Consider the following 24,537-nt stretch of genomic DNA (forward strand, 5'->3'; position numbering starts at 1 on the left):
GCCCTCGTACAGCGAGAGGTAAACGAAAGCGCGCGCGTTCGCGTACGCAGCGGGAAGAAGATCGTCCGCAAGGTAGCCGGAGAAGATCACATCCTCGATAATGCCCAACGCCACAGCCTCGCTGCGCAGCGCAGCCACGTAGTCGGGCGGCCCCGCGCCGGCCAGCACGAGCGTCTCCGGGATGCCCTGTGCCCGCGCCTCGGCGTAGGCTTCAAGCAACGAGGCGAGGTTCTTGCGCGGGGCGAGGCTGCCGACGTAGAGCACATAGCTGTCCGGCCAGCCCGGCGGCGGGTCGGTGGGGCCCGGGGCAAGAAAACGTTCGTCCACGCCCTCGCGCGTGACCGTGATGTTCTCCCGGTCGCGCCTATAGAGTCGTATGACATCGTCCGCGGTGGACTGGGACACCGCGAGAACGCTCGTGGCGCGTTTGATCGAGCGGCGTGCGCCCTGGAGTTGCATGCGCAGGTCGGCGGGGTCATAACACTCAGGATGGAACTCGAACGCGAGGTCGTGAACCGTCACGACGCTCGGGCATGGCAAGAGCCGCGGCAGCACAGTCGCCGGGAAGTGCATGACCGCGACGCGGTCGGCGCGCAGCGCGAGCGGCAAACGCAGACGCAGCCACGCTCGGCCGGGCGAGACGAGGCGCATGCGCATCGAAGTCCCGAGCGCAATCGGGGGCGTCGTTGCGATCTCAGGGGAATCAACGTAGAGCAGGCACTCCGGCAACTCCGCTATGGCGGCCAAATGGGTGATCAGGCTGCGCACGTAGCGCTCAACGCCGGTGATCCTGGCGGCGCCGAGTGTTCGTGCGTCTATCCCGATTCGAATGCTACCGCTGGGCACGGTCGAGAACACCTGTCGCACGCGCGCGTTCGAAGATGCCGCGACTGGAGAGCGCGCCGGGGCCTCGCGATCGGCGCCTGAGCAGCGACGCCGGCAGCGCGCGCAGCGCGGAGCATAACGCCGCGACGAACCGCCTGCGCCCCGTGAGTGAGCTGACCACCACGTGCGCCGGCAGCAGGGCGAAGTGCCACATCAACAACGGCCGGTCCAGGTTCTTCCACGTGAAGAGGAAGCGGTTTCGATCCTGCATGAAGTCGGCGCGCTCGGGGCTGTGGCTGGTCTTGATGACGCCGGGGTGATAGTGAAGCACGCGACCGCGCGGCTCATACAACACTTGATACCCCGATCGCCACATGCGATATCCGAGGTCAGTGTCTTCCCAGTAGAACGGCGCGAAGAGCCGGTCGAAGCCACCGAGCCGGAGAAAGACGTCCCGCCGCAGCATCACCGCCGCGCCGCACGGATAGAGTACCGGCAGCACGCGGTCCGACTCGCATAGTTCGGGGTGTCGCTGCAGGCGGAACAGGCCTCGGCGGAAGGTGCCGAAGACGACGCTCTCGCAGGTGCCGCCGGTCCGGGTCTGGATGATCTTGGGCACGACCGCGGCGGCGTCGGGGTGCTCTTCCATGCACTGCACGAGCGGGCCGAGCGCGTTCATCGCCGGGCGAGTATCGGTGTTGAGCAGCAGCACGAGCGGGGATCCGGCTGCGCTCACCCCGCGATTGGCCGCCGCGGCAAAGCCGACGTTGCGCTCATTGAGGATGACCTCGATCTGGGGCCATTCGTCGCGCAGCAGTTCGACGCTCGCGTCGGTGCTGGCGTCGTCCACCACGATGACATGAGCCGGAGGCGTGATCGCGCCGGCGGCGCGCACGACGGAGGGCAGGAAGCGACGAAGCAGCGCGCGGCCGTTGTAGTTCGGCAGCACGACCGTCACCGCGGTCGGTGCGGCATCACCCCCCGGGGCCAATTCCATGCCCCCTCTCTACGGATTCAGGCTCACCACACGTATCGCTGCGCTCATTGGTGTCCACGATGCGACGCCTAGCGGCTCTTAACCTGCCACTCGTAGCCGAAGCGCTCGTCTGACGAGTCGGCGCGCAGCTCGTCCGGGTGCTCGCGATCGTAATGCTCCGTCGGTATGTTGAGCAGATAGGACGTCTCATTGCCTACCGCCATCTGCCCGTGCCACACCAGGGGCGGAATCTGAAGCAGAATCGGGTTCATCTCCCCGAGGATGTAGGTCTCCGTCTGCCCGTAGGTGGGCGAATCCTTGCGCCCATCGTAGAGACCGATCTTCGCGTGGCCCTTGACGACGCAGAAGTTGTCGGTCTGCCGCTCGTGGGCGTGCCACGCCTTGACCACGCCCGGATGACACGTGGAAACATAGACCTGGCCGAATTTAATGAATAGCTCGTCGTCGTCGCGGAGAATCTCCATGACGTAGCCGCGATCGTCCACATGCGGCGCGAGTTTCTTGACCCGAACGCCCTCGATCATTCAAACCTCCGTTGTGCGCCCGCCCCCGAGGCGCGCGATCCGCACAATAGCTGCAACTGCGTCGGCGCCCCACAGACCGATAATCACGAGGCCCATCAGCGACGCGTACGTCAACTGGCCCAGCAGCCGCGATAAACGCCGCGCGCCTCGTTCCAGCGGCTTCCACGGAGCGACCGCGCTCACATACAGGTTTGCGTCGTCGCCGAGCAGATACACGTGCGCGCACGTCAACCATGCGAGTACTTCCGCGCGTCGGCCGGCCAGACCTACCACGACAGCCGCGTCGGGGTGCTCGCTGCGCAAGCGACGTGCTAGCGCGAGGAATCCGCGGATACCGGCCGCATCGCTCGGTGCGCCGATCACGCGCGCCCCCAGCGTCCCGCCGTGCGCCAAGGCCTCCCCCTCCGTGCGGAGCATTGCGATATCGGCGTCGGGGAGCGCGTCGCGGCAAGCCACCAGCGAGCGCGCCGTCTGGCCGACGTCGGCGGTCGGGATGACGACCACGCGATTATACCTTGCTGCAGCCATCTGTTCCATCGGCACCGGGCGACGTTCGAGAAATGCCCTTGCTAACACGCCCACGATGCCGCGCGCCGCGCCTGCGGACAACGTCGCGGCGCGCCGGAGCAGTGCCCGCGCGGCTCGCTTGCCGGCGCGCGCATAGCCCTCGCTCTCGATCCTCCACGCCAACCGCGCGAGGCGCGAGCGCGGCGCAAACATCACCTCCGCGCCGGGTGACGGCGTGGGCACCGCGCCCGCGAAATCGGGCGCATGAGCCGGCGCGCGCGCCCATGTTCGCAGCGGCTGCAGCACCCTCGTGTACACCCAGGTGTCGAGCGCGTAGCGCGCCGCGCGGGCGCCCATCTGCTCGAGCCGCTGGGGGTCCGACGCCAGACCAAGAATCGCCTCCGCCAGGCCGTCGGCATCACCGATGCGGAAAGTCAAGCCGAGCCCGGCGCGGCTGACGTCGCCGCTGATCTCCGTGCCCGAGCTGGTGATCACCGGCAGGCCCGCCTTGCACATATCGGTGAGGCGGTACCGCGCGCCGAGAATAGTCTCATAATTGAACTTGTCAACGTTGAGTCCGACGTCGCTTTCGAGGTAGTAATTTGGGACCTCGGCCGTGTCGACCCAGCCCGCGAACAGGAAACGGTCGGCGAACGGACTGGCCTCGATCAAGTCGCGGAAGTGCGCGAACGTGCGCTCGTCGTGACCCTTGATGGCGCCGCCGGTGGACACGAACTTGACGCGGCGGTTGCGCCTCATGGCCCGCGTGAGACCCCCGAACAGCGTGTCCACATCGGTCCAAGTGTTGTAGCCGCCGGAGAAGAGCACGACGAAGTCATCGGGCTCAACGAGGACGCCGCGCAGAACGGTGCGCGTGTGTTGGTAGGGCTCGGGCTCGATCGCATTCGGCACGGGCCACACGAGTTCGTGCCCGGCCGTGAGGCGGTTGAGCCTGCCGACCGCGCCCAACTCGCCGATGACGGCGTGGCGCTGACGCCGCGAGGACGTCGAGAGTACATCAGCGCGTTCGAGGATGGTGCGCTCCCGCTCCCAAGCGGTAGCGTGCCAGTCCTCACCGTATACGTCGTTGGTCGCTTGCACCTCTCCGACCTGGTAGCCGTTGAGGTCGGCCCAGAACGGCGCCGGGGTGTGCAGCAGACTCGCGCGGTAGGCGGCAAGATGGTTGACCCCCACGACGGCGTCGGGCTGGAACTGGTCGCACCACGCGTCGAGTTCTTTGCCTACGTAGAATACGCGGTCGTCAACGTGCCGGTACAGGAGATTATCGCGGATCTGTGCTTCGACGACGCGGGGTAGGGAATCAGCGTCGCGGTACGACGCGTGGACGCGGACGCAGACGAGCAGGATGTCGTGGCCGTCTTCCTGGAGCGCGCGCACCGCGTGCCAGGTACGGCGGTTGAGAGAGCTGACGACCGGCTGGTTCTCAAACGGCAGCGGCGACAGTCCGAGCACAAACAGCCGAGACATCTCCTACCCTCTTCGCTCCGGCGAATACTGGACTTCTGCCTGAGCCCCGCTGAGCCGCCGGAAGGGACGCTCGGCAGCTCGTCCCTCGAGCGCCTGTGGGAGTTGACGAAAGGCGCCGAAAAACGCCGGCCCCGGAAACCGCAACTCAGCCCGATTCGCGAGCGCCTGCGTCTCGGACCGCTGACCGTGCGGGGCCCGCATAGACGATTAGGCTGTCATATTATCGCACGGGCCACCTCATGTCAAACGCAGGAGATCGCGGCGGCGCTGGATCCATCCCATCCAGCGGCTCAATTGCGTGCGCGCCCGGCGCCCATGAGATGCGCGCCGCGATCCGCGAATCCCGCGTTATTTGACATAGCCCAAGGCGCGCAGTCGCTCCCTCGTCGCTCTGTCGAGTTTCGCTCCGGGCCGCGTTACGGCAGCCGCAGATTCCGCCGTGCGCGCCCACGATACGAGCCGCTCTCGGAGTCGCGGAAAATGCGCGTCCTTGACCGCGGCCAGATCGGTACGTTCCGTGGGATCGCGCGCTAGGTCGTACAACTCCCAGTGGTCATCTTCGGGTATCCAGATCGCCTTGTGGGGCCAGAGGATCAGGCTTCGCTGCTCCTTGCCCGTCATCAGCCCCTCGGCGTAGAGCGGCCGATCCATGCGTTCCGCGCCGCGCGCATCGAGCATGTCAAGCAGCGACCTGCTCGCGGGCCCGCCGTTCCATGTCACGCCGATAGCGTCGGCGATGGTCGGCGCCACGTCGAGCAGAGAGACCGGCGCCTTCACGCGCAGGCCGGCTCTGCTCCCGCGCGGCAACTTCACGATCAGCGGCACGCCAAGAACCTCCTCGTGCAGCGCGTGTCCGTGAAGGTAGCCGCCGTGATCCCAGTGCTCTTCGCCGTGATCGGCAGTTAGGACTATGAGCGCCCTATCGTAAAGCCCGACATCGCGCAGGCGCTGCAAGAGCCGGCCGACGTACGCGTCCGCTTGAGCCACCTCGCCCTCGTACAGGCGCTTGATGAGGTCCTTGTCCGCCGGGGTCACGGGCAGTCCATGCCTGCCGATGTTGACCCAGGTGCGCGGTCTTGTGACCGGTTGCGGCGGCATCCCCACCGTCCGCGAGCGCCAATCCGGGGGTTCGGACGGCCAGTGCCTGTGCGGCAGGTACGGGGCATGTGGGTCCAGGTAATGAACCCACAGGAACGCCGGCCCTGTGTTCTCATCCAGCACCCGCATGGCCTCATCGGTGACGACGGCCGAGGCCGCTGCCCATCCACCGACGCCTCTGGTGCGGCCCCGAAGGGGCGGGTAGCCGTGGCCGCGCCAGACCCGCCAGAGCCTGCTCCCTAGCGCCGTTGCCGGGTCAAAGCGCCATGGCGCCGAGGGGCGCTCCGTCCTCGCCCCTTCCCCCGTCTCGTAGCTGTACGTGAAGCCCTGCGTGACACCGAAGACACGAGCGAGCCACGGGTTCGCTCCGACAAACGCCGTGCTGTACCCTGCGTCTCTCATCGTCTCGGCGATCGTGGTCTCGTTGGGCGCGAGGCGCATATGTCTGGGATTCGGTGCCGGCCCTTCGAGCCGCCGGCCGATTCCGCATGCCGAGGGATACTGCGAGGTCTGCATCGCGGACAGCGAACTGAAGGTCCACGGCGCCGGGGCGTAGGCATGCTCGAATACTACTCCATCGCGCGCCAGCCGGTCCGCATTGGGCGTGAGATCGGTGCCCGAATACGGCCCCGCATGGTCAACGCGCCATGCATCAATTGAGATGACAATCACAGGCGGTCGAGACGCTGCCGCGGTATGCCACGCGAGAGTCGCGCCGACGATCGGCCCGAGGCCGGCGGCGAGAATCAAAGCCGAGGTCATGCTGGACCCGCGACCGGGCTTCACACGCGCAGCTGCGGTGCCCCCGGCAATGCTCAGCGGCGGAACGACGGTGAGCACTCCGAACAACGCCGCAAATCCCGCCGGTGCGGGGTGAAGTCTCCACAGTAGGGCCAGCGCGGCACCCAAACCGACGGCGGAAACCGCGGCCCGACGCGCCGCACCCGAGACGGGCAGTCGCCCCACTAACCCAGTGAAGGCCCCCATCATGGCAATCGGCGCGACTACCCAACCCGCCGTGACTGGGCTGAATGGTCTGTTCGACTGCACGGAGGTGAAAGCCCACCAGCCGGCTGCGGCCGCGACCAACACCACCGCCACCAGGAGCCCGTAGTCCCGCGGTCTGGCATCGCGCCTAAGCCGCGCGTCGCGGCGAAGGGCCCCCAGCGCGAGGCCGGTCGCCCACCCGAACGCAGCCCATAGAAGGCCTGTGCCCGCCGCCATCAGGGCTGCGGTGCGCCATCCCGCGAGCATCGGCAAGCCCGCTCCGGCCAGGAGCCCGAGCACCGCGCCGACGCCCATCGCTGAGCCAGCCGCAGCTCCCTGCGCCGCCCCGCGACGCAGGTCGGCCCAGCAGTGGCGCGCTTGGGCCGAATGCTGCGAGCTGAGCCCCGCCGTTTCGCCGTAGCCTGCCTCAGGCTTCGTCACTTCCCGTATCCCACCGCGTTGGGTCTGCGCACTGTCTGCCCGTCAATCTCGTGCCGCCCGTATGTCCGGGACGATGCTCACCGTCCGACGTTCTGCGCTCGTCGCGCGCGTTGTCCGCGGAGTCGGGTCCCGCGATGCAGCGCCGCGAGGCGGTGATGCTATTCCACGGCAATACAGCTTACGGCGATACCCAACGACCGCCGGTCGCCGTTGTTGAGGTAGCGGTCCGGCACGAATGCCCTCTCGGTTCGAATCTCCACATCGAGGATGACCTCGGCGGGCGCGACCGCAAAGTGCAGCCACGTCCACTGCCCGTCTTCGAGGGAGAAGTCGCCGACCGGCACGTCGTTTACGAGCACCTGTCCTTGCGTCGGTTGGCCAGTGAGGTGCGCGAACCCGCGGCCCTCAATCAGAAGGTGGGCTGCGCCCGGCGGCGCGCGCAGCGTGCAGACGGCAGCGGGAAGAGTGAACCGCGCCCGCTTCGGGCCGGGGGCGATGCCTGCAGGTCGGTGCCAGCCGCCCGAGAGGGCGGGAACCCTCGCAGGGCCGGTGTGGATGAGGGAAGGCAACCGGTGGCCGCGCTTCAGTCGGCGTAGCGCACGTCGAATCTCCGGAAGGTGCTCTCGATCACCATCGAGAGTGCACGGATCGAGGAGTCGCGGGCCCGCGGGCGCGCGCGGCGAGGCGACGTGGCGGTGCTTGGTTGCGACCAGGTTGACGCCGCCGGCGCGCAGCCACAACGGCAGCGTTCGGGAAGGTGGGAATTCCGTGTGCTCGAACTCGCTCGGCGAACCAGGCGCCATCCATTCGGCGAAACCGGCGAGGCGCGCGCTGCGCATCACGTGCAGGCTTTGCACCCGGATGTGTCCAAGCCCCGCGCCGCGGAGAGCCGTCAGATATGTCGGCAGTGTCGGGAAGTGCTCGTTGACGCCAACCAGGAAATCGAACTGCTTCTGCTGGTAGGCGCCTTCTGAGTCAAGCAGGCTGCGGAACGGCTCGCCGCATGCGACGAACATGCCCCCGACGCGGAGGATGCGCGACATCTCGTTGACGGCCTGGCGCAGGTCGCGCAGGTGATGGAGGGTCGCCCGGCAGAACACGATGTCGAACGATCGGTCCGCGAATGGCAGGCGCTCGGCCGCCGCCTGCACCTTGTCGCACCGGTAGGGAGGGCGATTGAGGCGTTGCCGGGCCAATTCTCGTTTGTCATCGGGAAGCGCGTCGAGAGGGCGCCCGGTCTCTATGTCTAGCGGATTGCACAGGAATCCCCGCTGCATATCCGTGGCCACGACCCGGGCACCGCGCTCGGCAAGCAACGCCGAGGTGAGGCACCCGCCGGCCCCGACATCACACACCAGGGGCGAATGCGAGAAATCGAGTTCCTCGAGCACCCGGCCCACCGCGCGCGCCAATCCATCAATCCATTGCTCGTCGGCCTCCCGGCGCGCTCCGGAGCTGAGATCGTCCTGCTCGACGCCGGTGGAGACTGCGGCGTGCAGGTGATGCGCCGCCAGTTCGGACAACTGCTGGAGCCAGGTGTGGTCAACGTGGATGAGGGCAGGGACGTCCTGTGTCATCGGGTACTGCAAGTCGCACCGGCCGCAGACCAGGGACTGTGCCGCGCCGTTCCCGGCCCGTTCGGTCCTCATCGCCTCGCGACAACACGGCGAACGCAGTATCTCAAACAACCAGTCGCGCATGCGAAACCGGCCTCAGAGTGGATGTCCAGCGCGTGCCTCGGCCGATGTGGTAGCTCGGTCCGGCATGGCGAGTGCGCCGCGCGCGCCGGTCATGTGCGATGATCCGTCAGCAAGCGTTCCAGGCGCTCTTTGATGCGCGCGCCGACGGCCGCCTGGCAGTAATGACTGCGAATCTCTTCCTTGCCTCGGGCCGCGATCTGCGCTGCCTCCTCGCGGTCCTCAAACACTCGTGCCATGAGGTGAGCGGCATGGTCTACATCCGGCTCCGCCCACAGCCAGCCTTTCTTGTAGGGGCCGTGGTCCTTGTCAATCTCGGCCAATCGGTAACGCACGAGATAGCTATTGTCCGGGCGCATGAAGTCCACATTCCCGGAGTAAGCAGTGGCGACGACCGGCTTGCCGAGGTGCATCGCCTGGGCGGGAGTTATGCCGAAGCCTTCTGATCGGTGCAGCGAGACATAGCAGTCGCAGCGCTGCATGAGGCCGTTGATGACGTCGCGATCGAGATAGCGGTCAATGATGGTGACCTGCTCGGGCCGCGCCTCCGCAACGAGCCGTGCATGGTAGGCCGGGTCGGCCGTGCTATCGGTCCCCTTGAGCAAGAGATGGACGTCTGCCTCGGCCGAGAACGCCTGCTGGAAGGCGCGCAGCACGGCCAGCGGATTCTTCCTCTCGGGGTAGCTGTAGTAATCGAACATGAAGAAAAACAGGAACCGATCCGGCGGGATGTCGAGCACGTCCCGGGGCAGCGACGCGGCCGGTCCGACGCCCTCTATGGCGAGAGGGATTCTGACGACGGGAATGGGTGACACGCGAGACACCGCGTCCTGGCAGAAGGACGAAGCTACCCACACCTCGTCAAGATACTCGAACCGGTCGTACCACTCCTCCGGGAAGTGCTCGAGTTCCCAAAACCAATAGCCGATGTTAAATTTGTCGCGGAAAAAATCCGCCCCGAGCTTGGAGAATATCTGGGGGGTTTCGTCCGCGTTCATGCACAGCAGGTTGAAGGGATAAGGATTGCCCTCCGGAACGTCGGCGCACGACTCGTCGCGCTTGCGATGCCCGCAGTAGATGTCCACCAGGGTGCCGGCCACGGGCACCTCCGCCGCGCGCAGACTGCGGATCACCGAACGCGCGGATTCGCCGACCCCGCTCTCGGACGAAATGTAGCCGACGACGTTGCCGCCCATCGGCCCTTCGATGGGCCGGTCTCGCTGCCGTGCGAGCCCCAGTTCCGCTGGAGCTATGTCCGGTGTGCGCGCGCGGCGGCCCCAGCGCACCCAGTCGCGGACGGTATTCGCCAGTCGAGCTCCGAGTAGACGCCGAGCCATGCGCCCGAAGCCGAGGTGCGCCACCGCTGCCGTGATGCGGCCGCGCCGGGTGTCCGCCGACAGCCGAGCCAACTCAGCCGCCTGGCGCCCCGCCGCCTCCCCGCTCAGCACGCCGGGCAGATGCAGCGCGGCCACGAATCGCGCATCCAGTTCATACTCCTGCGCGCCCGCCGCTGCGAGCCACACCGCCAGCCCCTCGCGATCCTTGCCCGGCGGATACGGATAGGCCTGCTGGAGATCGATCCGGCGGCGCCACAGCGCGAGCGCCAGATTGGTGATGACCGGTTCCCCTCTCCCAGCGCCCTCCGCCGGCTCGTTGAGCCAGGCGTAGAAGCTGTCCGCGTCGGTGCGGAACGGGTCGCCGAACCGTTCCGCATCGTCGCGCATCTCCCGGTAGAGGTCGCGTGCGATCTTCGGGATAGTACAGCCATCATCGAACGTCGCAAAGGCGTAAGGCCATTGTTTGACGTCCTCGTAGCCGTGCCGCTTGAGATCGCTCTCGTAGTCGTCGAACAGCTCGGGGAGGCACGGCACGTCGTGCAGGCGATAGCGGTCCTGGTGCTTCGATATCGCGTCTCGGTTGGCCGGGTTGAAGCCGCTGAAGTGGAAGAAGCGCAGCGGCTCGCCGTTGACGGCGTATTCGCCGTCGCGGCGCTCAATGCGCTGGTGTTGGAGGTTCCAATAGGCCACGTCGTAGCCGGGATCGCGAATCACCCGCACCCCCTCAAACATGCCGGGCACGAGATCCATCCAGCGCTGGTCGGTGAACAGCCCGGCGTCGAAGTCAACGAGGCACTCGCGGTACAGCTTGTCCTGCCACCAGCGCAGGAGAGGAATGGTGACCGGCGCGCGCGCGAGGCCGATGAAGCCGAGGTTGTACGCACCCGCGCGCAGGATATCGCGCTCGTTGGGCTTCGCCTGATCGAGCAGCGGCGCCGTCAGATGCGGTATCAGGGTAACCGAGCACGAATCCAGCGCCTCGAAGAGAGGCGTGACCGGCGCGTAGAACTTGATGTCGGGGTCAAAGTAGAGCAGCTTATCATGCCCGCAGTGCTCGAACAGGTGCTCCAGGAAGAACGGCTTGGCCGCCGTGTTGAGTTCGAGGATCGTGTACTGAAAGCGGAACCCCGGGGAATTGCGAATCGAGAGATCCTGAAGCAAGACGGTGGTGAACGGCTCGTTCTGCGGGTCGAAATACCCGTCGAGCCGGTCAACCAGGAGAAGATATACCTGCACTTCGGGGTGGAAGCGCCGGAACGATTCCGCCAGCGTGCGGACGTGCGCCAGGTAGTTCTTCGATGCTATGGTGCAGATTGCCGCATTCTTATGTGGCGTTTCAGGCATATCGGCAACGGTTCGCGAGATCCGCGTGAGCGGCAGGCGCATCGCGCTTCTCCGCGGTGGTTCGCGAAGCCGCGTCGCGACCTGCGCCGCGCCGTTCTGGAATAGACGCGGACCTCGTGCCGCGGCGGATAGCACCGGTGGCCTTCGGCAGAATCAGTGCCCGCACCGGGGCGTCCACTCAGCCCGCTCAGCTTGCTTTGACCAGGCCGAGCCCGGCCAGACGGATCTGATCAGCAATAATGTAACACCGCCGGCAGTAGCTGGTCAAGTGTCCGCTGCGCAGCCCCCGGCGCAGCTCCAAGTACTGAGGACTGTTCCAAATCTCGCGTATGGTCTGCCGACGGAGATTGCCCATGATCGGCAGATCCGGATCCTCGTTGCAGCACGGCATCGCGCTTCCTTCAGTCTGGATATACAGACTGCGGTGAGCGAACGGACACCGGATCGGCCCCGGCACCGGCCCCGCTTCAACGTCCTTCTCAACATCTTTGTTCAGGTTCCGCTGGGACGGTGAAACATCCAGGGGCGGCGGCAGGACGGCAATCTGCCCCAACGACGCCGCCACGCGAAGTGCCTCCGCGCGATACCGGTTGTACAGCCCGGGGTAGCCGAGCAGAGACTCGGATCTGATTTCGTCCGACACGACGACCATATGCGCTCCGACAAACGCGTCCGCGCTCAAACTGCGTGCCAGGCGCACCATGTCGGGGAGCTCCGTGACATTGCGCCGCATCAGCACCGCCGCGATTTCCAATCGCCCCCCTGTCTCCCCCTTCCTGCGCATCTCGGCATACCGGCACAGCGCAGTCGTGATCTCGTCGAATCGCGCGCCGGGTCGTATCGCGCCAAGCGTCTCCGCAGACGCGGCGTCTAGCGATACCGTGAGCAGGCCGAGCGAGGGTGCCACCTGTTCGAGCATGCCGGGTCGCCCGAGGAGGCTGCCATTGGTGGTGATATTCAGCGCCACGTTATGCAGTCGCACGAGACGCAGTGATTCCGCGAGATTGGTCGCCAGCAGGGGCTCCCCGGACACCGTGAGATCCACGGAATCCGCATACGGAAAACCCTCGTGTGCGACCTTGCGGAGCAGGTCCTCATCCATGCATGGGAGCGCGCGTGGCCGCCGCCACGTCGGCTTCTGCCGAGTGCACATGATGCAGCGGAAGTTGCACTTCTGCGTCGTCTGCAGGTGTATTCTGACGGGCATCGCGCGCATACGCACGGCGGCTCGCCGCTCGTCGTCCAGGTAGAGTTCCCAGTTGCGCGCGCGCACTTCAGACGTGAGTTGGTTACGCCATCCAGCCGGCGCAGCACTCACCCACCTGAACGACCGCCCCATCAACACCCGGTGAAGCGAGGCGTAGAATTCTCTGCGCGATTCGCTGACTACTGGTTCGTTCCCCGGACTATCCACTTCACGAATCTCCCACGAGAGGCGCGCGAACCGACCTCCGAACAATGCCGCGGAACGACTGGACGAGCCAGCGCGTACGTCCCAGGCAATTCCTCGACCCTATGGCGCAAACGGCGTTCCACACTGCCAACAGCTTCATTCGACATAGCCGAGCGCCCGAAGCCGCTCCCCGCTCCGCGGCGTGCGCGTTCCGGCGCGCCGTCGCCCGGCTGTCGGCACTGCCGACAGCGCCTGCGACCGGGCAATGGCTAGTCAACGTAACCCAACGCGCGTAGATTGTCGCGCGTCTCTTGTTTGAGCTTCGGCCCCTCCTGGGGCGGCGCTGCGCCGCGCCGAGTCGCAATGGCCAACTGACGATTGAGAATCTGGGCGAGACGCAACTGGTAGTAGTTCGCGAGCAGCGGACGCATGGGCGCGACGTTTCGGCGTTCGCCCTCGGCGAGGTCGTACAGGCGAATCTGTGCCGCTTGATCCGCGCGTGGCTGTCCGGGGGGCCGAAACGTCGCTTCCAGTTTCCACCGTCCCTCTCCGATTATGGCGGCGGCGTCAGGTGCCTTTCCTCGTTCGACGATGAGTTCGCAGACGATCTCGCGGCTATTCGCTCTCTCGTCGTCGCCTGCCATGATACTTGCCAGATTCTCACCCGCGCAGATCGGGGGCGCAGGGGCTCCGATTGCAGCCAGAACAGTGGGCAGCACGTCGACGATGCTCACCGGCGTCGCGACCGTCGTGCCTCCCCCTCCAGCCCGCGCGAACTTGACGATCAACGGAATCCGCAGCTCCTCCTCGAATAGCGTATGCGCGTGGCCGAACTGCCTGTGTTCCCACAATTGCTCGCCGTGGTCGGAGAGCACAATGATGAGCGTATCGTCGAACAACTCGCGCTTGCGCAGGTGCTCCAGCAATTCGCCGAAGGAGCGGTCGTTTTCCCTGACGTGAGCGTCGTACAGCCGAATCATATAGTCCACGTCTTGTGGCGTTACCGGCAGCCGGCCTCCATTCGCTAGACGTGCCGATTTCAGGTTTCCATTCAGCTCGCCCGGCGGACTTGCTGCCTCGAATAGAGCACGGTCGCGGGGCAGCGGAGTGTATGGGAGGTGCGGATCAACGGTCCACGCCAACAGAAGCCACGGCTTGCCGGTGTCGATCATCTCGTCCAGGATCTCGACCGCCCTGCTCGTTGCCTCCGCGCTGCGCACCACTTCGACCTCGCCGCCGGGCAGTTCCCGGGCGAGCATAACTAGATAGTGATCCCACCCCTGTCCGAAGCCGAATTCGGCGCCGGTGTTCCCGTTTGTTGTGACGTACCCCGTAGCGTAGCCGCGAGCGCGAAGCAACTCGGCCATCGTCACGGCAGTCTCGGACAAGACATCGGGCCGCGTAACGGTACGGTGGCCGCTCGGCCACAGGCCGGTCAGAAGTGAAGCGGCCGCGGGCCGGGTCCAGGTCGAGGTGCTGTAGGCGCGCTCGAAAACCACGCCGGCCGACGCGAGCTCGTCAATGGACGGCGAGGTCGGCCTGCCGTATCCGTAACACCCGAGATGGTCGGGGCGCAGCGCGTCAATCACGTAGATCAGAACATTGGGAGGCCGTCGTCGCCTGGCGGCAGGGCGTTTCGTCTCACTCTGTGCTGCAGGCTGCGGGTTGAGCATCTTCAGCCCGCCAATGGCCACCGTGCCGCTCTGCGCGTCCGGCTCATTGCCAGCGTCCATGAGCGCGAAGCGCAGCAGGATCTTGCCCGCGGCTTCCTTCGGTATGCGGAGGCTCAGCGCGCGACGGCGCTTGCGCCGCAGTTCCTCGTCGTGCAGCCTGATATCGGACACGAGGAGTTCTTGCGGACGCTTATCCGTTACACGCCAGGCACTCACGCGCAGCAGCGCGTCCTCGGCCGCCGTCGAGACGTCCCGAAGCGCAACAACCAGTTCCAGAATGGCGCCGCGGCTCACCCGACTGGCGGGAGCAGCCCATAGTGGCGTTCCTTCTCGCAGCAGCACTGGCGGGTCGCCGTGGTCGTCCGGATCCATGAACTCGGCGGAGGCGACGTCCGCCAAGTTTCCCAGATGCCCGCCAAGGTGGTACGCCGCCTCGACGTCGCCTTTGTAGGGTAAGAGGGACAGCGGCTCCGTGGCATACGCGGTCCTGCTGTATGCGGCGGCCGTCCACAGAACGATACCTGCGGCCGACAGGACCGCCAGCGCCGCCACTGCCATCTTTAGCTTGCCAGGCTTCATAGCGATCAACTTCTCGTAATCGTTATGCCCATCAGGAGAGCTTCAAACGCGGGCCCGCGGGGGCCGTGCGGCCGTCCAGCCGTCGTTGCGCCCGGATGGTCGCTCGATGGCCGCGGCTGGGCTGCGAAGCTCAGTCCACATATCCCAGCGCCTTCAATCTGCGCATCGTTTCCTCGTCAACTTTGCGGCCGGCGCGCTGGGGCAGCGGCCCACGGGGAGCCATCTCTTGCGACACGTCGGCGAGTTGCCCCCGCAGTTGCGCTGCGCGATCCGGCTCAACTCCGGCAAGGTTCCGCCGCTCCCCCGGGTCGCGCGCCATGTCGTAGAGTTCCGCAGCGCCGCCATCCCACGCAATGAGATGCCAATTGCCAGTAATCAGGCTCTGTCCGGGGCGCTGGCCGCGCTTGGGCGGCCCAATCATCCACGATCCCAATTGGGAGAACACAGGCTGCGTACGACCTCCCCGATCGCCGACGCGGAGCAGCGACCGACCACGCCCGAAGACAGGCGAGACACCGGCGATATCGAGCACCGTCCCACCGATGTCGGTCAGGGCGACCGGCTCCTCGACCACCGTCGTGTGGGTCAGCGCGCCCGGCGGAACCACGATCAGAGGAACGTGTAGAAGTTCGCGATAGAGGGATCGTCCGTGCCGGATCCATTCGTGGTCGCAGAACTCCTCGCCGTGGTCGGCGGTGACGATGATCGCCGTGTTATCCGTCAACTCCGCCTGCTCAAGTTCGCCGAGGAGCCGCCCTACCAATGCGTCAACATAGGCAATCTCCGCGTCGTAGAGGGCACGCAAGTATTCTACATCATCTCGCGATAGCTCACAACCAGCATCGCCGAGCACACCCTCCTCGATTTCCTTTGCGTGCCCCGCCGCGATGGCTCGGTGCTGCGGCGTGTAGTTGGTGTGCGCAAACCTCCGCCGGAACGTTTCCGGGGCGGCGTATGGGTCGTGGGGGTCCATGTAATGGAGGTAGAGCAGAAACGGCCGCCGTGCAGGCCGTCGCAGCCATGCCTGAGCGCGCTCCGTCACCATCTCGGCTGAGCGCCACACGAAGAAGCGGTTCGCGTAGACGTCGAAGGAGTCAAACCCGCGGGCGAATCCCACATTCCAGGTGGCAACGGGATTGGCCGTGATTGCGGCGCATGTATACCCGTGCTCGTCAAGGGCCTCGGCAAAAGTGGGCACTGCCGGATCGAGGCCGAGTCGCTGCTGATCGCGGATCTCGCCGGGATAACGTGAGGTCAAAATGGAGGCGACCGACGGCATAGTCCAGGGCGCCTGCGAGTAGGCCGCCGCGAACCGCAGCCCGCGCGAGGCCAGACCGTCCAGGTTGGGGCTGGTGGGGCGTGCGTAACCATAGCACCCCAAATGGTCGGCCCGCAGCGCGTCTATGACAATCAGAACCACATTTGGTTTTTCGGCGGCTCCGTCGTCGCCGACCAGGGCAGGGTTGCCCCACACCGCAAATGAGCCCGCGCTGCGGCGCAGGCCACCGCCTGCGACTCGCGTCATGAGCCGCATGACGACGCGCTCGCCGGCATGCGCGGAGAGGTTAATGCGAGCCGTGCGCCACCGGCGCTCGCGCACACTGCCGACCTCAACGGTGTCGCTCCAGCGTGCCAGCCGGCGACCCGCTGGGGTCGTCACTGTTGCCGCGAATCGGACGGCGCCTCCGGGCTTGCGCCACGCTTCGTGCAGGAGGCCGTAGTCAAACGTCAGCGTCCCGCCTTCAGGGAGCGTGGCCCTGCGCTGGAGCACTGCCGGGGTGGGCGCATATACCGTGTTCTCCAGGACACCCGCGATGGCCGCACGGTCGAGCTGCTCGCGGCGCACGGCGAGGATGACCGAGAGCGGGTGCACGCGGCCGTCACGCGTCCTGACCTTGGCCTCGCGTGCGGGTCGCGAGAGGTCAGCAGCCGTGAAAGTGACTACCGGCCTCGGCGGGGGCCAGTCGCCACGCCCGCGCGCGATGAGAGCCGGCGGTGCCACCACTCCGGCCAGGGCCAGCGTGGTGACGCCGATAATGGGGCATGCCTGGTACCATCGCTTCATAAGCTGCGAGATGCCCGCGGGCGTCCGTGATCCCTATCCCACATGCGTGGTTGGTGCCCCGACGCCCGCAGTTGCCCTGCGTTGAATTCCTCCGAGGCCGGCCTGCCTCGCGCTGCGGCCCATCCCGCGGAGCGCCTTCACCGGACGGGGCGACCGCGCCCCTGCTCATGCTCGCGCCGAAAAGCCTCGAGTGCGACGCGCGCAGGGCAGAGGGTACGTGTGTTGACTCGAGTCACCGTTCCTAGCCGCGCACCTCCGACTGGCTGGTGCCCGGCGCGACGACCATCAGCCTCGATTGACCGGCCGCTGGGTCCCAGGTCCCGGCTCGAGCGTGGCTGCGCTGGCGCGCAAGCGCCAGTCGTCGGGATCGCCCTGTACTATCGGTCGGGGCAGCAGCCACGACCCGACCGTCGAGGAATGGCGGTGTCTCTGGCGGCTCCGTCTCGGACCGAGCAGCCGCTCGTCAGCCGAGACGTGCTACCGGCGCCGCAGCAACCAGCGCAGCGCGAGTGCCAGTCGTTCGCTCCACCGATACAAGCGGCGCGACGTAATCGCTTCGATTTCTCGGTCGCGCCGCTCGATTATCACAGCCAGGTCGCGAAGCTCCGCTTCCTTAGCGCGAAGCTCCGCTTCGTTCGCGCGACGAACATCCTCGAGTGACCGCGCATATTGCTCCAGCGAGCGATAACCCGCCGTCGTATCTGCAATGTGTCGTTCGAGCTCAACTCGCTGGACCGCCATCGCCTCTTGGAGCGCGCGCACGTACTGAAGATAGGCCTGGATTTGGGCGGCCTGACGGGGGACCTCGTCCTCGACGGCCGTCTGAGCCCGCGTCGCGAGTGCCATCTCGTAGGCGCTGAGTGTGCGCTGTGCGGCGATTGGCCAGGTGAAGTTGCGGCGGACGTGCTCCTTCAACCGGTCGGTCCTAGGTGCGTTCCAGGCCTCAAGTGTCGCTCGACGTATCGAGTCAATGTCGTCGGGGGTGCAGTAGCATGCCATGTCGCCGAAGTACTCGCGCGCGCACCCGCGGTCGGTGGAGACGATACTGCACCCGGCCGCCGCCGCCTCCAGGCTGACCAGCCCTGGCGTGTCGTACCAGCTCGGCAGAACGTGCACTCGCGCCGCCGCGTAGGCGGCCGGGAGTTGATCGTGAGCGACCTGTGGGATGAACGTTGCGCGCTCGGTCGCCTCGGAGCGGCAGATCGCCAGGTACTCGTCGTCGAGCGCCGGCCCGATAAGCACGACCGGCAGGTCCGTATCCTTTAGCGCGGCAAGTAGCGCGTGCTGATTCTTGCGCAGCTCGATGCGCCCGACGCACAAAACGAAATCCTGGAGCCCGTGCTCGCGCACAAATGTATCCGGAGAAGCGTCCAAGAAGCGCGCATCAACCGCGTTGGGCACGACCACGCATTTCTCTGGAGGCACGCCGAAATTCCGGTGAAGCAGGTCGCGCTCCGCTTCCGAGTTTGGCATCAGGACGTCCGCCAGCTCCATCACCAGGCCCGCCTGCGCCTCGCTCGACGCGAGCGCCGCAACGTCCGCCGCGGCGGACTGGGCATCGGGCGCGATGCCTTTCAACGCCTCGGTGACGTATTCACGGACATCCCAATAGACGGTGGAAAGCACAACTGGTTTGCCCTGGCGGCGCGCGTTCACGCAGTGCTCCATCGCCTCCTGCGGACGCGTCGTGTTGAACGTATGCACGATGTCAATATCGTCCAGCCGCGGGGTAGCCTCGGTGGTCACAGCCACGCTGACCCCCAGGTCTTCAAGAGCAACACCCGTGCCCCGCAATTGCACTCCGTCGCCGCCTGGATTACTCTCCCAATCCGGTCGAATCTGCATTAGCACACGCGGCGTGACGCCGGAGTCCGCGGCGGACGGCACCGCGCCCGGCCGAGACGCAACGCGAACCGTCGGCTCGGCGATTGTGGAAAGCCGCCACAGCGTCGCCGCGGCCAACTCGGCGGACACGTGGCCTCTGGCTCGCACTGTCTCCGCCGCCACGGCAAGATCCGCCGCAATCGAAGGGTGCGCGGCGAGAACCTCCTCGGCCGCCGCGGCGATTGGCTCGGGCGCCAGCTCGTCAATGGCGAAGCAGCGCCGCTCCGCTTTCATCGCCGCGACGAATGCATCTACCTTGGGGTCGTATGACAGCGCGATGAATGGGGTGCCCGCGTTCGCCGCGAAGATCAGCGAGTGCAGCCGCATGCCGACGAGGAGGTCCAGCTCGCTTATGGCTGCCTGAGTGACGGCAGGCTCGGGACTGGGCTCGAACAACACCGCGCGCTCCCGGTTGTCGAGGCCCTGTGCGATGTCCGGCAGGACTGCGCGATCATCCTCCCCGATGGTCTGCAACGGAATGAGAATCAGCGTGCCCCCGGTGCGGCGCGCAATCGCGCTAGCGGTCTGAGCCAAGGCGTCGAGTAATTGTCGTCGTCGGTCCTCGGCGGCCTCGGAGCGGGGGAATGTGTACCACGGACGCGCATTGAACCCGATCCACGGGCGCGGCTTTCCGGCGAGGCCGCAGCGGTCGAGGCATTCCGCGCCGACGGTGCTCGGAGAAGAAGGGAGAAACATCGCGGGATCGCACGCCGTGCGAACCCGGGCGCGCGGGACACCGAGGTCGCCCAGCAACTCGGTGGAGTGTTCATCGCGCGTGGTTGTCCATTCCGCACAGTCAGCGGTGAAACGCGCCGCTTGCCTCCCGGCGTCGGTCAGCAGCGGGCCGACGCCGATGCCGTACAGCGCGACGGGTCTGCCGGCCGTGCGCGCCGCCGCGACGATCTTCGCCGACTGGTAGAGCCAGTCGCTCCGCGGTGCGAGGAGGTTTTCGAGGCGAGGCACAAAGGTCGAGTCGTACAGCAGCCCCCCGCCGCCGATGAGGACGAGATCGGCACGCTCGATCGCTGCCAGCCACGCTCTCTGATCGTCGTGGCGCAGGGGCTCGAAGCCAAGCCGCGCGGCCGATTGCGACAGCCCCCCGCCGCCGACAACCATGAATTCCGCCTCGATGACGCGGCGGAGCTGGACGAGCATCCCTTCGAGAATGGCGTCGTCGCCGAGGTTGCCGTAGCCTGCTGCTCCGCAAATGAGCACGCGCGTCACTTGGGTCATGCCTCGCGACGATGGAGGGCTTGGAGTGCCGACTCGTGGTGGTGATCGCTCACGATGAAGGCTGCCCGCGCCACGCGATTTCCGGGATCTCCCCCATCTGGCCCTCGTACGCCGCCACTACCTCGACGGAACCGCCGTCGAGCACGACCTTGCCGCCGTCGAGCCAGATGGCGCGCCGGCACATGGACACTATCTGGCCCAGCGCATGCGAGACGAGAACAATCGTCTTCCCCGCGTGCAGGAACTCCTGCATCTTCTGCACGCATTTGCGCTGGAACGATTGGTCGCCGACGGAGAGGATTTCGTCGAGCAAAAGGATGTCGGGGTCGAGGTGCACCGCCACGGCGAAGGCGAGGCGGGAGTACATGCCCGTCGAGTAGGTCTTCATCGGCGCGTCAATGAAATCGCCAAGCTCAGCGTAGTCAATGATATCGGGCAGGCGGCGCGCGATCTCGCGGTTGCGCATGCCGTACATGGATGCGTTGAGGAAGATGTTGTCGCGTCCGCTCAACTCGACGTGGAAGCCCGTGCCGAGCTCGAGCAGAGCGGCGACCCGGCCGTGTGTGCCCACGGTTCCTCGCGTGGGTCGGTAAATGCCCGTGAGACACGACAGCAGCGTGCTCTTGCCGGACCCGTTGCGGCCGATGATGCCGAGCGCCTCGCCGCGCTCCACGGCAAAGTTCACATCTTGGAGCGCCCAGAACGTCTCAGCGCCGCTGCGGCCGCGTATGAAGTTCAGCATCGCCTGCTTGATGTTGACGACGCGCTCGTGAGGGACCTGAAACGCCTTCCACAGCCCCGCTACTTCTATCGCGTTAGCCACCGCGCTGTCCGATCTCCGTCCACGTTCTGCGGAAACGCGCCGCCGACAAGTCCTGCATCGGCGCGGCGGGCGCGACGAGTCCCGCTAGCCGTGCTCCGCGAAGGTCCATTGATAGCGGTTGAATACAACTGCGCCGATCACCAGCGTCACTACTGCGACCGCCGCTGCAATCGCGAGGAACGCGTAGTAGCCCGGCACCGCCTCCGTCGGCACAGTCACCGGATCGATGCTGGGCACGATGCTTCGGTAGCCCACCATCACCGGGGCGAGTGGATTCATCATGTACAGCTTTTTGACGAGGGGCCCGATGCGCTGCGACGTCATGACGTCGCCGGCAAAGTACAGCACCGGGCTCATGAAGAACCACATCATCATCACGGACGCCAGTATGTACCGCACGTCGTTATAGAACACGCTGAGCGACGACGTCAGCAGGATCAGCCCGAGCATGAAAGAGGTCTGCACCAGGAAGCATAGGAAGAAGAGCGGCACGTAATCCCATGCCACGGTCACGCGAACGACGACAAACATGCCGACGAGGACGATGAGGCTGAGTAGGAAATGAATCACCCCTGCGGTGAGCGTTGCGGCAGGCAGTATGAGCCGCGGGAAATACGCCTTCTTGACCAGGGCTATCTCTTCCGCGACGCACGCCGCGCCCTCCGGCAGCACCTGTGCGAAGAAATACCAGGGAAGTACGGTCGTCACGAGCATGATCGAGTAGTTCGGCGATTCTGCGGCCATATCAGTGAGGTACTTGAACACCGTGACGAGCACCAGGATCTGGAGCAGCGGGTTAAGCAGCGACCAGAAGAACCCGAGGATCGAGTTCTTGTAGCGCACCTTGAGCTCGCGCTTGACCAGGTTGACGAGCACGTCGCTGTATTCAAATAGCTCACGCAGTTGCTGCATCACGATCGGGAGCCGGGCGCGGTCGCAGCCCGGCGCATTACACCCGCTCCTCGATTTCCTTGGCGCCAGCCGACTCCATCTGACGTCCGGCGAGCCGGTTCAGCGCCTGCACGTAGGCTTTCGCGCTCGCATCTATGATATCGGTGCTCGATCCGCGCCCGCTGAACATGCGATCCTTGCTGTCGGCCACACGCACGTACACCTCTCCGAGCGCATCGGTACCGCTGGTCACGGATTTCACGGAGAAGTCCACCAGCCGATGCTGCTCCTTGACCAGCGAGTCTATCGCCTTGTACACCGCATCCACCGGGCCGACTCCCAGCTCGGCAGCGGTCAGCGCCTCGTCGTCGCGTATCAGCCGCACCGTCGCCGAGGGCACCGTGCCGCTGCCGCCGACGACGTGGAGGTAGTCGAGGTGATAGATCTCGGGCACCTTGTACAGCTCGTCGGCAACGAGCGACTCCAAGTCCTCCTCGTACACCTCCTTCTTCTTATCCGCGACCTCGAGGAAGCGCCGATAGACCTCGTCGAACTGATCCCCGCTCACCTCGTAGCCGAGCTGAGACAGGCGGTGGCGCAGGCCGTGGCGGCCGGACCGCGCGGTGAGGACGATCCGTGATTCCGGCACGCCCACCGAACGCGGGTCAATGATCTCGTACGTCGTGCGCTCTTTGAGCACGCCGTCCTGGTGAATACCCGAGGAGTGGGCGAAGGCGTTGGTCCCGACGATCGCCTTGTTGGGCTGCACGGGGATACCCGTGAGGTCGGAGACGAGCCGGCTCGCCTTGTAGATCTCCTTCGTCCGAATGCGGGTCGTCACGTTGAACAGCTTGCGACGAGTCGCCAGCGCCATGACGACCTCTTCCAGCGCGGTGTTGCCGGCGCGCTCGCCGATGCCGTTGATTGTGCACTCCACCTGTCCCGCCCCGTTGTGCACGCCGGCGAGCGCGTTGGCGGTCGCCATGCCGAGGTCGTTGTGGCAGTGCACCGAGATCACCGCTTTGTCAATGTTGGGTACGTTGTCGCGGATGCCTCCGATCAGCGCGCCGAATTCCTCGGGGTACGTGTAGCCCGTGGTGTCCGGAACGTTGATCACCGTCGCTCCGGCTTTAATCACTTGCTCGACCACCCGGTACAGATACTCCGGGTCAGCTCTGCCCGCGTCCTCGAGGAAATACTCGACTTCCGGCACGCGCTTCCGTGCGTGGCGCACCGCCCCGACGCCCATTTCCAGCGCCTGCTCGCGCGTACGCTTGAGCTTGTACTGGAGATGGATATCCGAGACGCCGAGGCCGGTGTGGATGCGCGGGTGGGCCGCCTTGCGCAGCGCGCGATGCGCGACGTCAATATCATCCTGCCTGGCGCGTGTCAGGCCGCAGACGACGGTTTCCTTCAGACTCTCCGAGATCGTCTTCACGGCATCGAAGTCACCTGGCGAAGAGGCGGGGAAACCCGCCTCGATAACGTCCACGCGCAAACGTTCGAGTTGCCTGGCGATTTCGAGCTTCTGCTGGACGTTGAGGCTCGCGCCAGGCGACTGCTCGCCGTCGCGCAGCGTCGTGTCGAATATCGCAATCCTTCTCGCTCTTGCTCTTGGCATGACTGCTACCTCATCTGCCCGGGCTCACGCCCTGTAGGCAGCGGCACCCGAACAACGGCGCGCGCCTCGTTGCCATCAGGCGGTCACGCGCCCGTCGTGCTCGCGGCTACTTCTGGGTTAGCCACGGCATCATCTGTCGCAGTTCGCCTCCGACCTTCTCGATCAGATGCTCTTCCTGCTGCGCCTCCAGCGCCTTGAACACCGGGCGGCCGGCCTGATTCTCCAGAATCCACTCCCGCGCGAACTCGCCGCTCTGCACCTCGGCCAGGATCTTGCGCATGCTGTCGCGCACGCGTTCATCAATCACGCGCGTCCCGCGCGTCATGTCGCCGTACTCCGCCGTATCGCTGACGCGCTTGCGCATGCCCTGAATGCCCTGCGCGTGGATGATATCCACGATGAGCTTCAGCTCGTGGCACACCTCGAGGTAAGCGCTCTCCGGCTGATAGCCCGCCTCGACCAGAATGTCAAAGCCAGCCTTGATCAGTTCCGTCACCCCGCCGCAGAGCACTGTTTGCTCGCCGAAGAGGTCGGTCTCCGTCTCTTCCTTGAAGGTCGTCTCGAGCACGCCGGCGCGGGTGCAGCCGATGCCTTTGGCGTAGGCAAGCGCGATGTCCTTCGCCTTGCCGGTATGATCCTGATGCACCGCCACCAGCCCCGGCACGCCCCGGCCCTGCTCGTACAGCGCGCGGACGAGACTGCCCGGACCCTTCGGCGCGACCATAAACACGTCAACCGTCTTCGGTGGGATGATCTGGTGATAGTGGATGTTGAACCCATGCGAGAACACCAGCGCGTTGCCCTCCGCGACGTGCGGCGCGATCTGCGTGCGATAGACCGCAGCCTGGACGTGATCCTCGGTCAGAATCTGGATGACGTCGCCCTTGGCCGCCGCGTCGGGCGTCAGGCAACCCCGGTTCAGGCCAGCGCCAGAACTCCATAGATGCCTTAAATGCAGCGGGTTTGGACTATACAAAAGACCTTGATGCCGAAGGCGTCAAAGCCGCGGAGGCGCCGGGGCTTTTGCAGGATGGCAGGATCGACGCCTTCTTTTATACCGTGGGCCATCCCAATGGAAACATCAAGGAGGCGACATCGGGGAGAATCAAGGTTCGAATTGTTGACATAAA

At 65.8% G+C, this 24,537-nt stretch carries 16 protein-coding genes; 1 reads left to right on the forward strand and 15 read right to left on the reverse strand.

Annotated elements, in window-relative coordinates:
• The 15 genes from JSV65_19220 to ilvC form a co-directional block, all read right to left on the reverse strand.
• A partial coding sequence (locus JSV65_19220) for a glycosyltransferase family 4 protein (protein ID UCH34622.1) occupies positions 1 to 846 on the reverse strand: 846 nt, incomplete at its 3' end.
• Positions 833 to 1,822 (reverse strand): glycosyltransferase family 2 protein, encoded by a 990-nt coding sequence (locus tag JSV65_19225; protein ID UCH34623.1) that lies wholly within the window; start codon positions 1,820 to 1,822, stop codon positions 833 to 835. The genes JSV65_19220 and JSV65_19225, both read right to left, overlap by 14 nt.
• A 68-nt stretch (positions 1,823 to 1,890) precedes the next feature.
• Positions 1,891 to 2,346, reverse strand: coding sequence for a dTDP-4-dehydrorhamnose 3,5-epimerase family protein (locus JSV65_19230; protein UCH34624.1), 456 nt, complete (start codon positions 2,344 to 2,346; stop codon positions 1,891 to 1,893).
• Positions 2,347 to 4,341 carry a glycosyltransferase gene (locus JSV65_19235; protein ID UCH34625.1) on the reverse strand — a complete coding sequence of 665 codons (1,995 nt, stop codon included), beginning with the start codon at positions 4,339 to 4,341 and terminating at the stop codon, positions 2,347 to 2,349.
• A gap of 348 nt (positions 4,342 to 4,689) precedes the next feature.
• Positions 4,690 to 6,867, reverse strand: a complete 2,178-nt coding sequence (locus JSV65_19240; GenBank protein UCH34626.1) for a sulfatase — start codon at positions 6,865 to 6,867, stop codon at positions 4,690 to 4,692.
• Positions 6,868 to 7,025: 158 nt separating this feature from the next.
• Positions 7,026 to 8,444: a class I SAM-dependent methyltransferase gene (locus JSV65_19245; protein ID UCH34627.1), complete on the reverse strand. Its 1,419-nt coding sequence runs from the start codon at positions 8,442 to 8,444 to the stop codon at positions 7,026 to 7,028.
• Between the two features lie 212 nt (positions 8,445 to 8,656).
• Complete coding sequence (locus tag JSV65_19250; GenBank protein ID UCH34628.1) at positions 8,657 to 11,287, reverse strand: glycosyltransferase; 2,631 nt, start codon at positions 11,285 to 11,287, stop codon at positions 8,657 to 8,659.
• 145 nt (positions 11,288 to 11,432) lie between these two features.
• Entirely contained in the window at positions 11,433 to 12,452 is a 1,020-nt protein-coding gene (locus JSV65_19255) for an SPASM domain-containing protein (protein UCH34629.1), read from the reverse strand.
• A gap of 455 nt (positions 12,453 to 12,907) precedes the next feature.
• Entirely contained in the window at positions 12,908 to 14,890 is a 1,983-nt protein-coding gene (locus JSV65_19260; protein ID UCH34630.1) for a sulfatase, read from the reverse strand.
• 130 nt (positions 14,891 to 15,020) lie between these two features.
• On the reverse strand, positions 15,021 to 16,955 hold the full coding sequence (locus tag JSV65_19265) for a sulfatase (protein UCH34631.1): 1,935 nt from the start codon (positions 16,953 to 16,955) through the stop codon (positions 15,021 to 15,023).
• Between the two features lie 477 nt (positions 16,956 to 17,432).
• Entirely contained in the window at positions 17,433 to 20,072 is a 2,640-nt protein-coding gene (locus tag JSV65_19270) for a polysaccharide pyruvyl transferase family protein (protein ID UCH34632.1), read from the reverse strand.
• A 49-nt stretch (positions 20,073 to 20,121) separates the two neighbouring features.
• Positions 20,122 to 20,814 carry an ABC transporter ATP-binding protein gene (locus tag JSV65_19275; protein UCH36851.1) on the reverse strand — a complete coding sequence of 231 codons (693 nt, stop codon included), beginning with the start codon at positions 20,812 to 20,814 and terminating at the stop codon, positions 20,122 to 20,124.
• Between the two features lie 165 nt (positions 20,815 to 20,979).
• The gene (locus JSV65_19280) at positions 20,980 to 21,810 is read right to left on the reverse strand and encodes an ABC transporter permease (protein ID UCH34633.1); all 831 of its coding nucleotides are present in this window, start codon (positions 21,808 to 21,810) and stop codon (positions 20,980 to 20,982) included.
• 34 nt (positions 21,811 to 21,844) lie between these two features.
• Complete coding sequence (locus JSV65_19285; GenBank protein ID UCH34634.1) at positions 21,845 to 23,407, reverse strand: 2-isopropylmalate synthase; 1,563 nt, start codon at positions 23,405 to 23,407, stop codon at positions 21,845 to 21,847.
• Between the two features lie 106 nt (positions 23,408 to 23,513).
• Positions 23,514 to 24,383, reverse strand: coding sequence for a ketol-acid reductoisomerase (ilvC, locus tag JSV65_19290; GenBank protein ID UCH34635.1), 870 nt, complete (start codon positions 24,381 to 24,383; stop codon positions 23,514 to 23,516).
• On the opposite strand from ilvC, the gene JSV65_19295 reads away from it, so the two are divergent.
• Positions 24,347 to 24,537, forward strand: a 191-nt coding sequence (locus JSV65_19295) for a C4-dicarboxylate ABC transporter substrate-binding protein (protein UCH36852.1), incomplete at its 3' end; no start/stop codon positions are given. The two genes, ilvC and JSV65_19295, sit on opposite strands and share 37 nt — an antisense overlap.

It is taken from the genome of Armatimonadota bacterium, from assembly GCA_020354555.1.
GTDB lineage: Bacteria > Armatimonadota > Hebobacteria.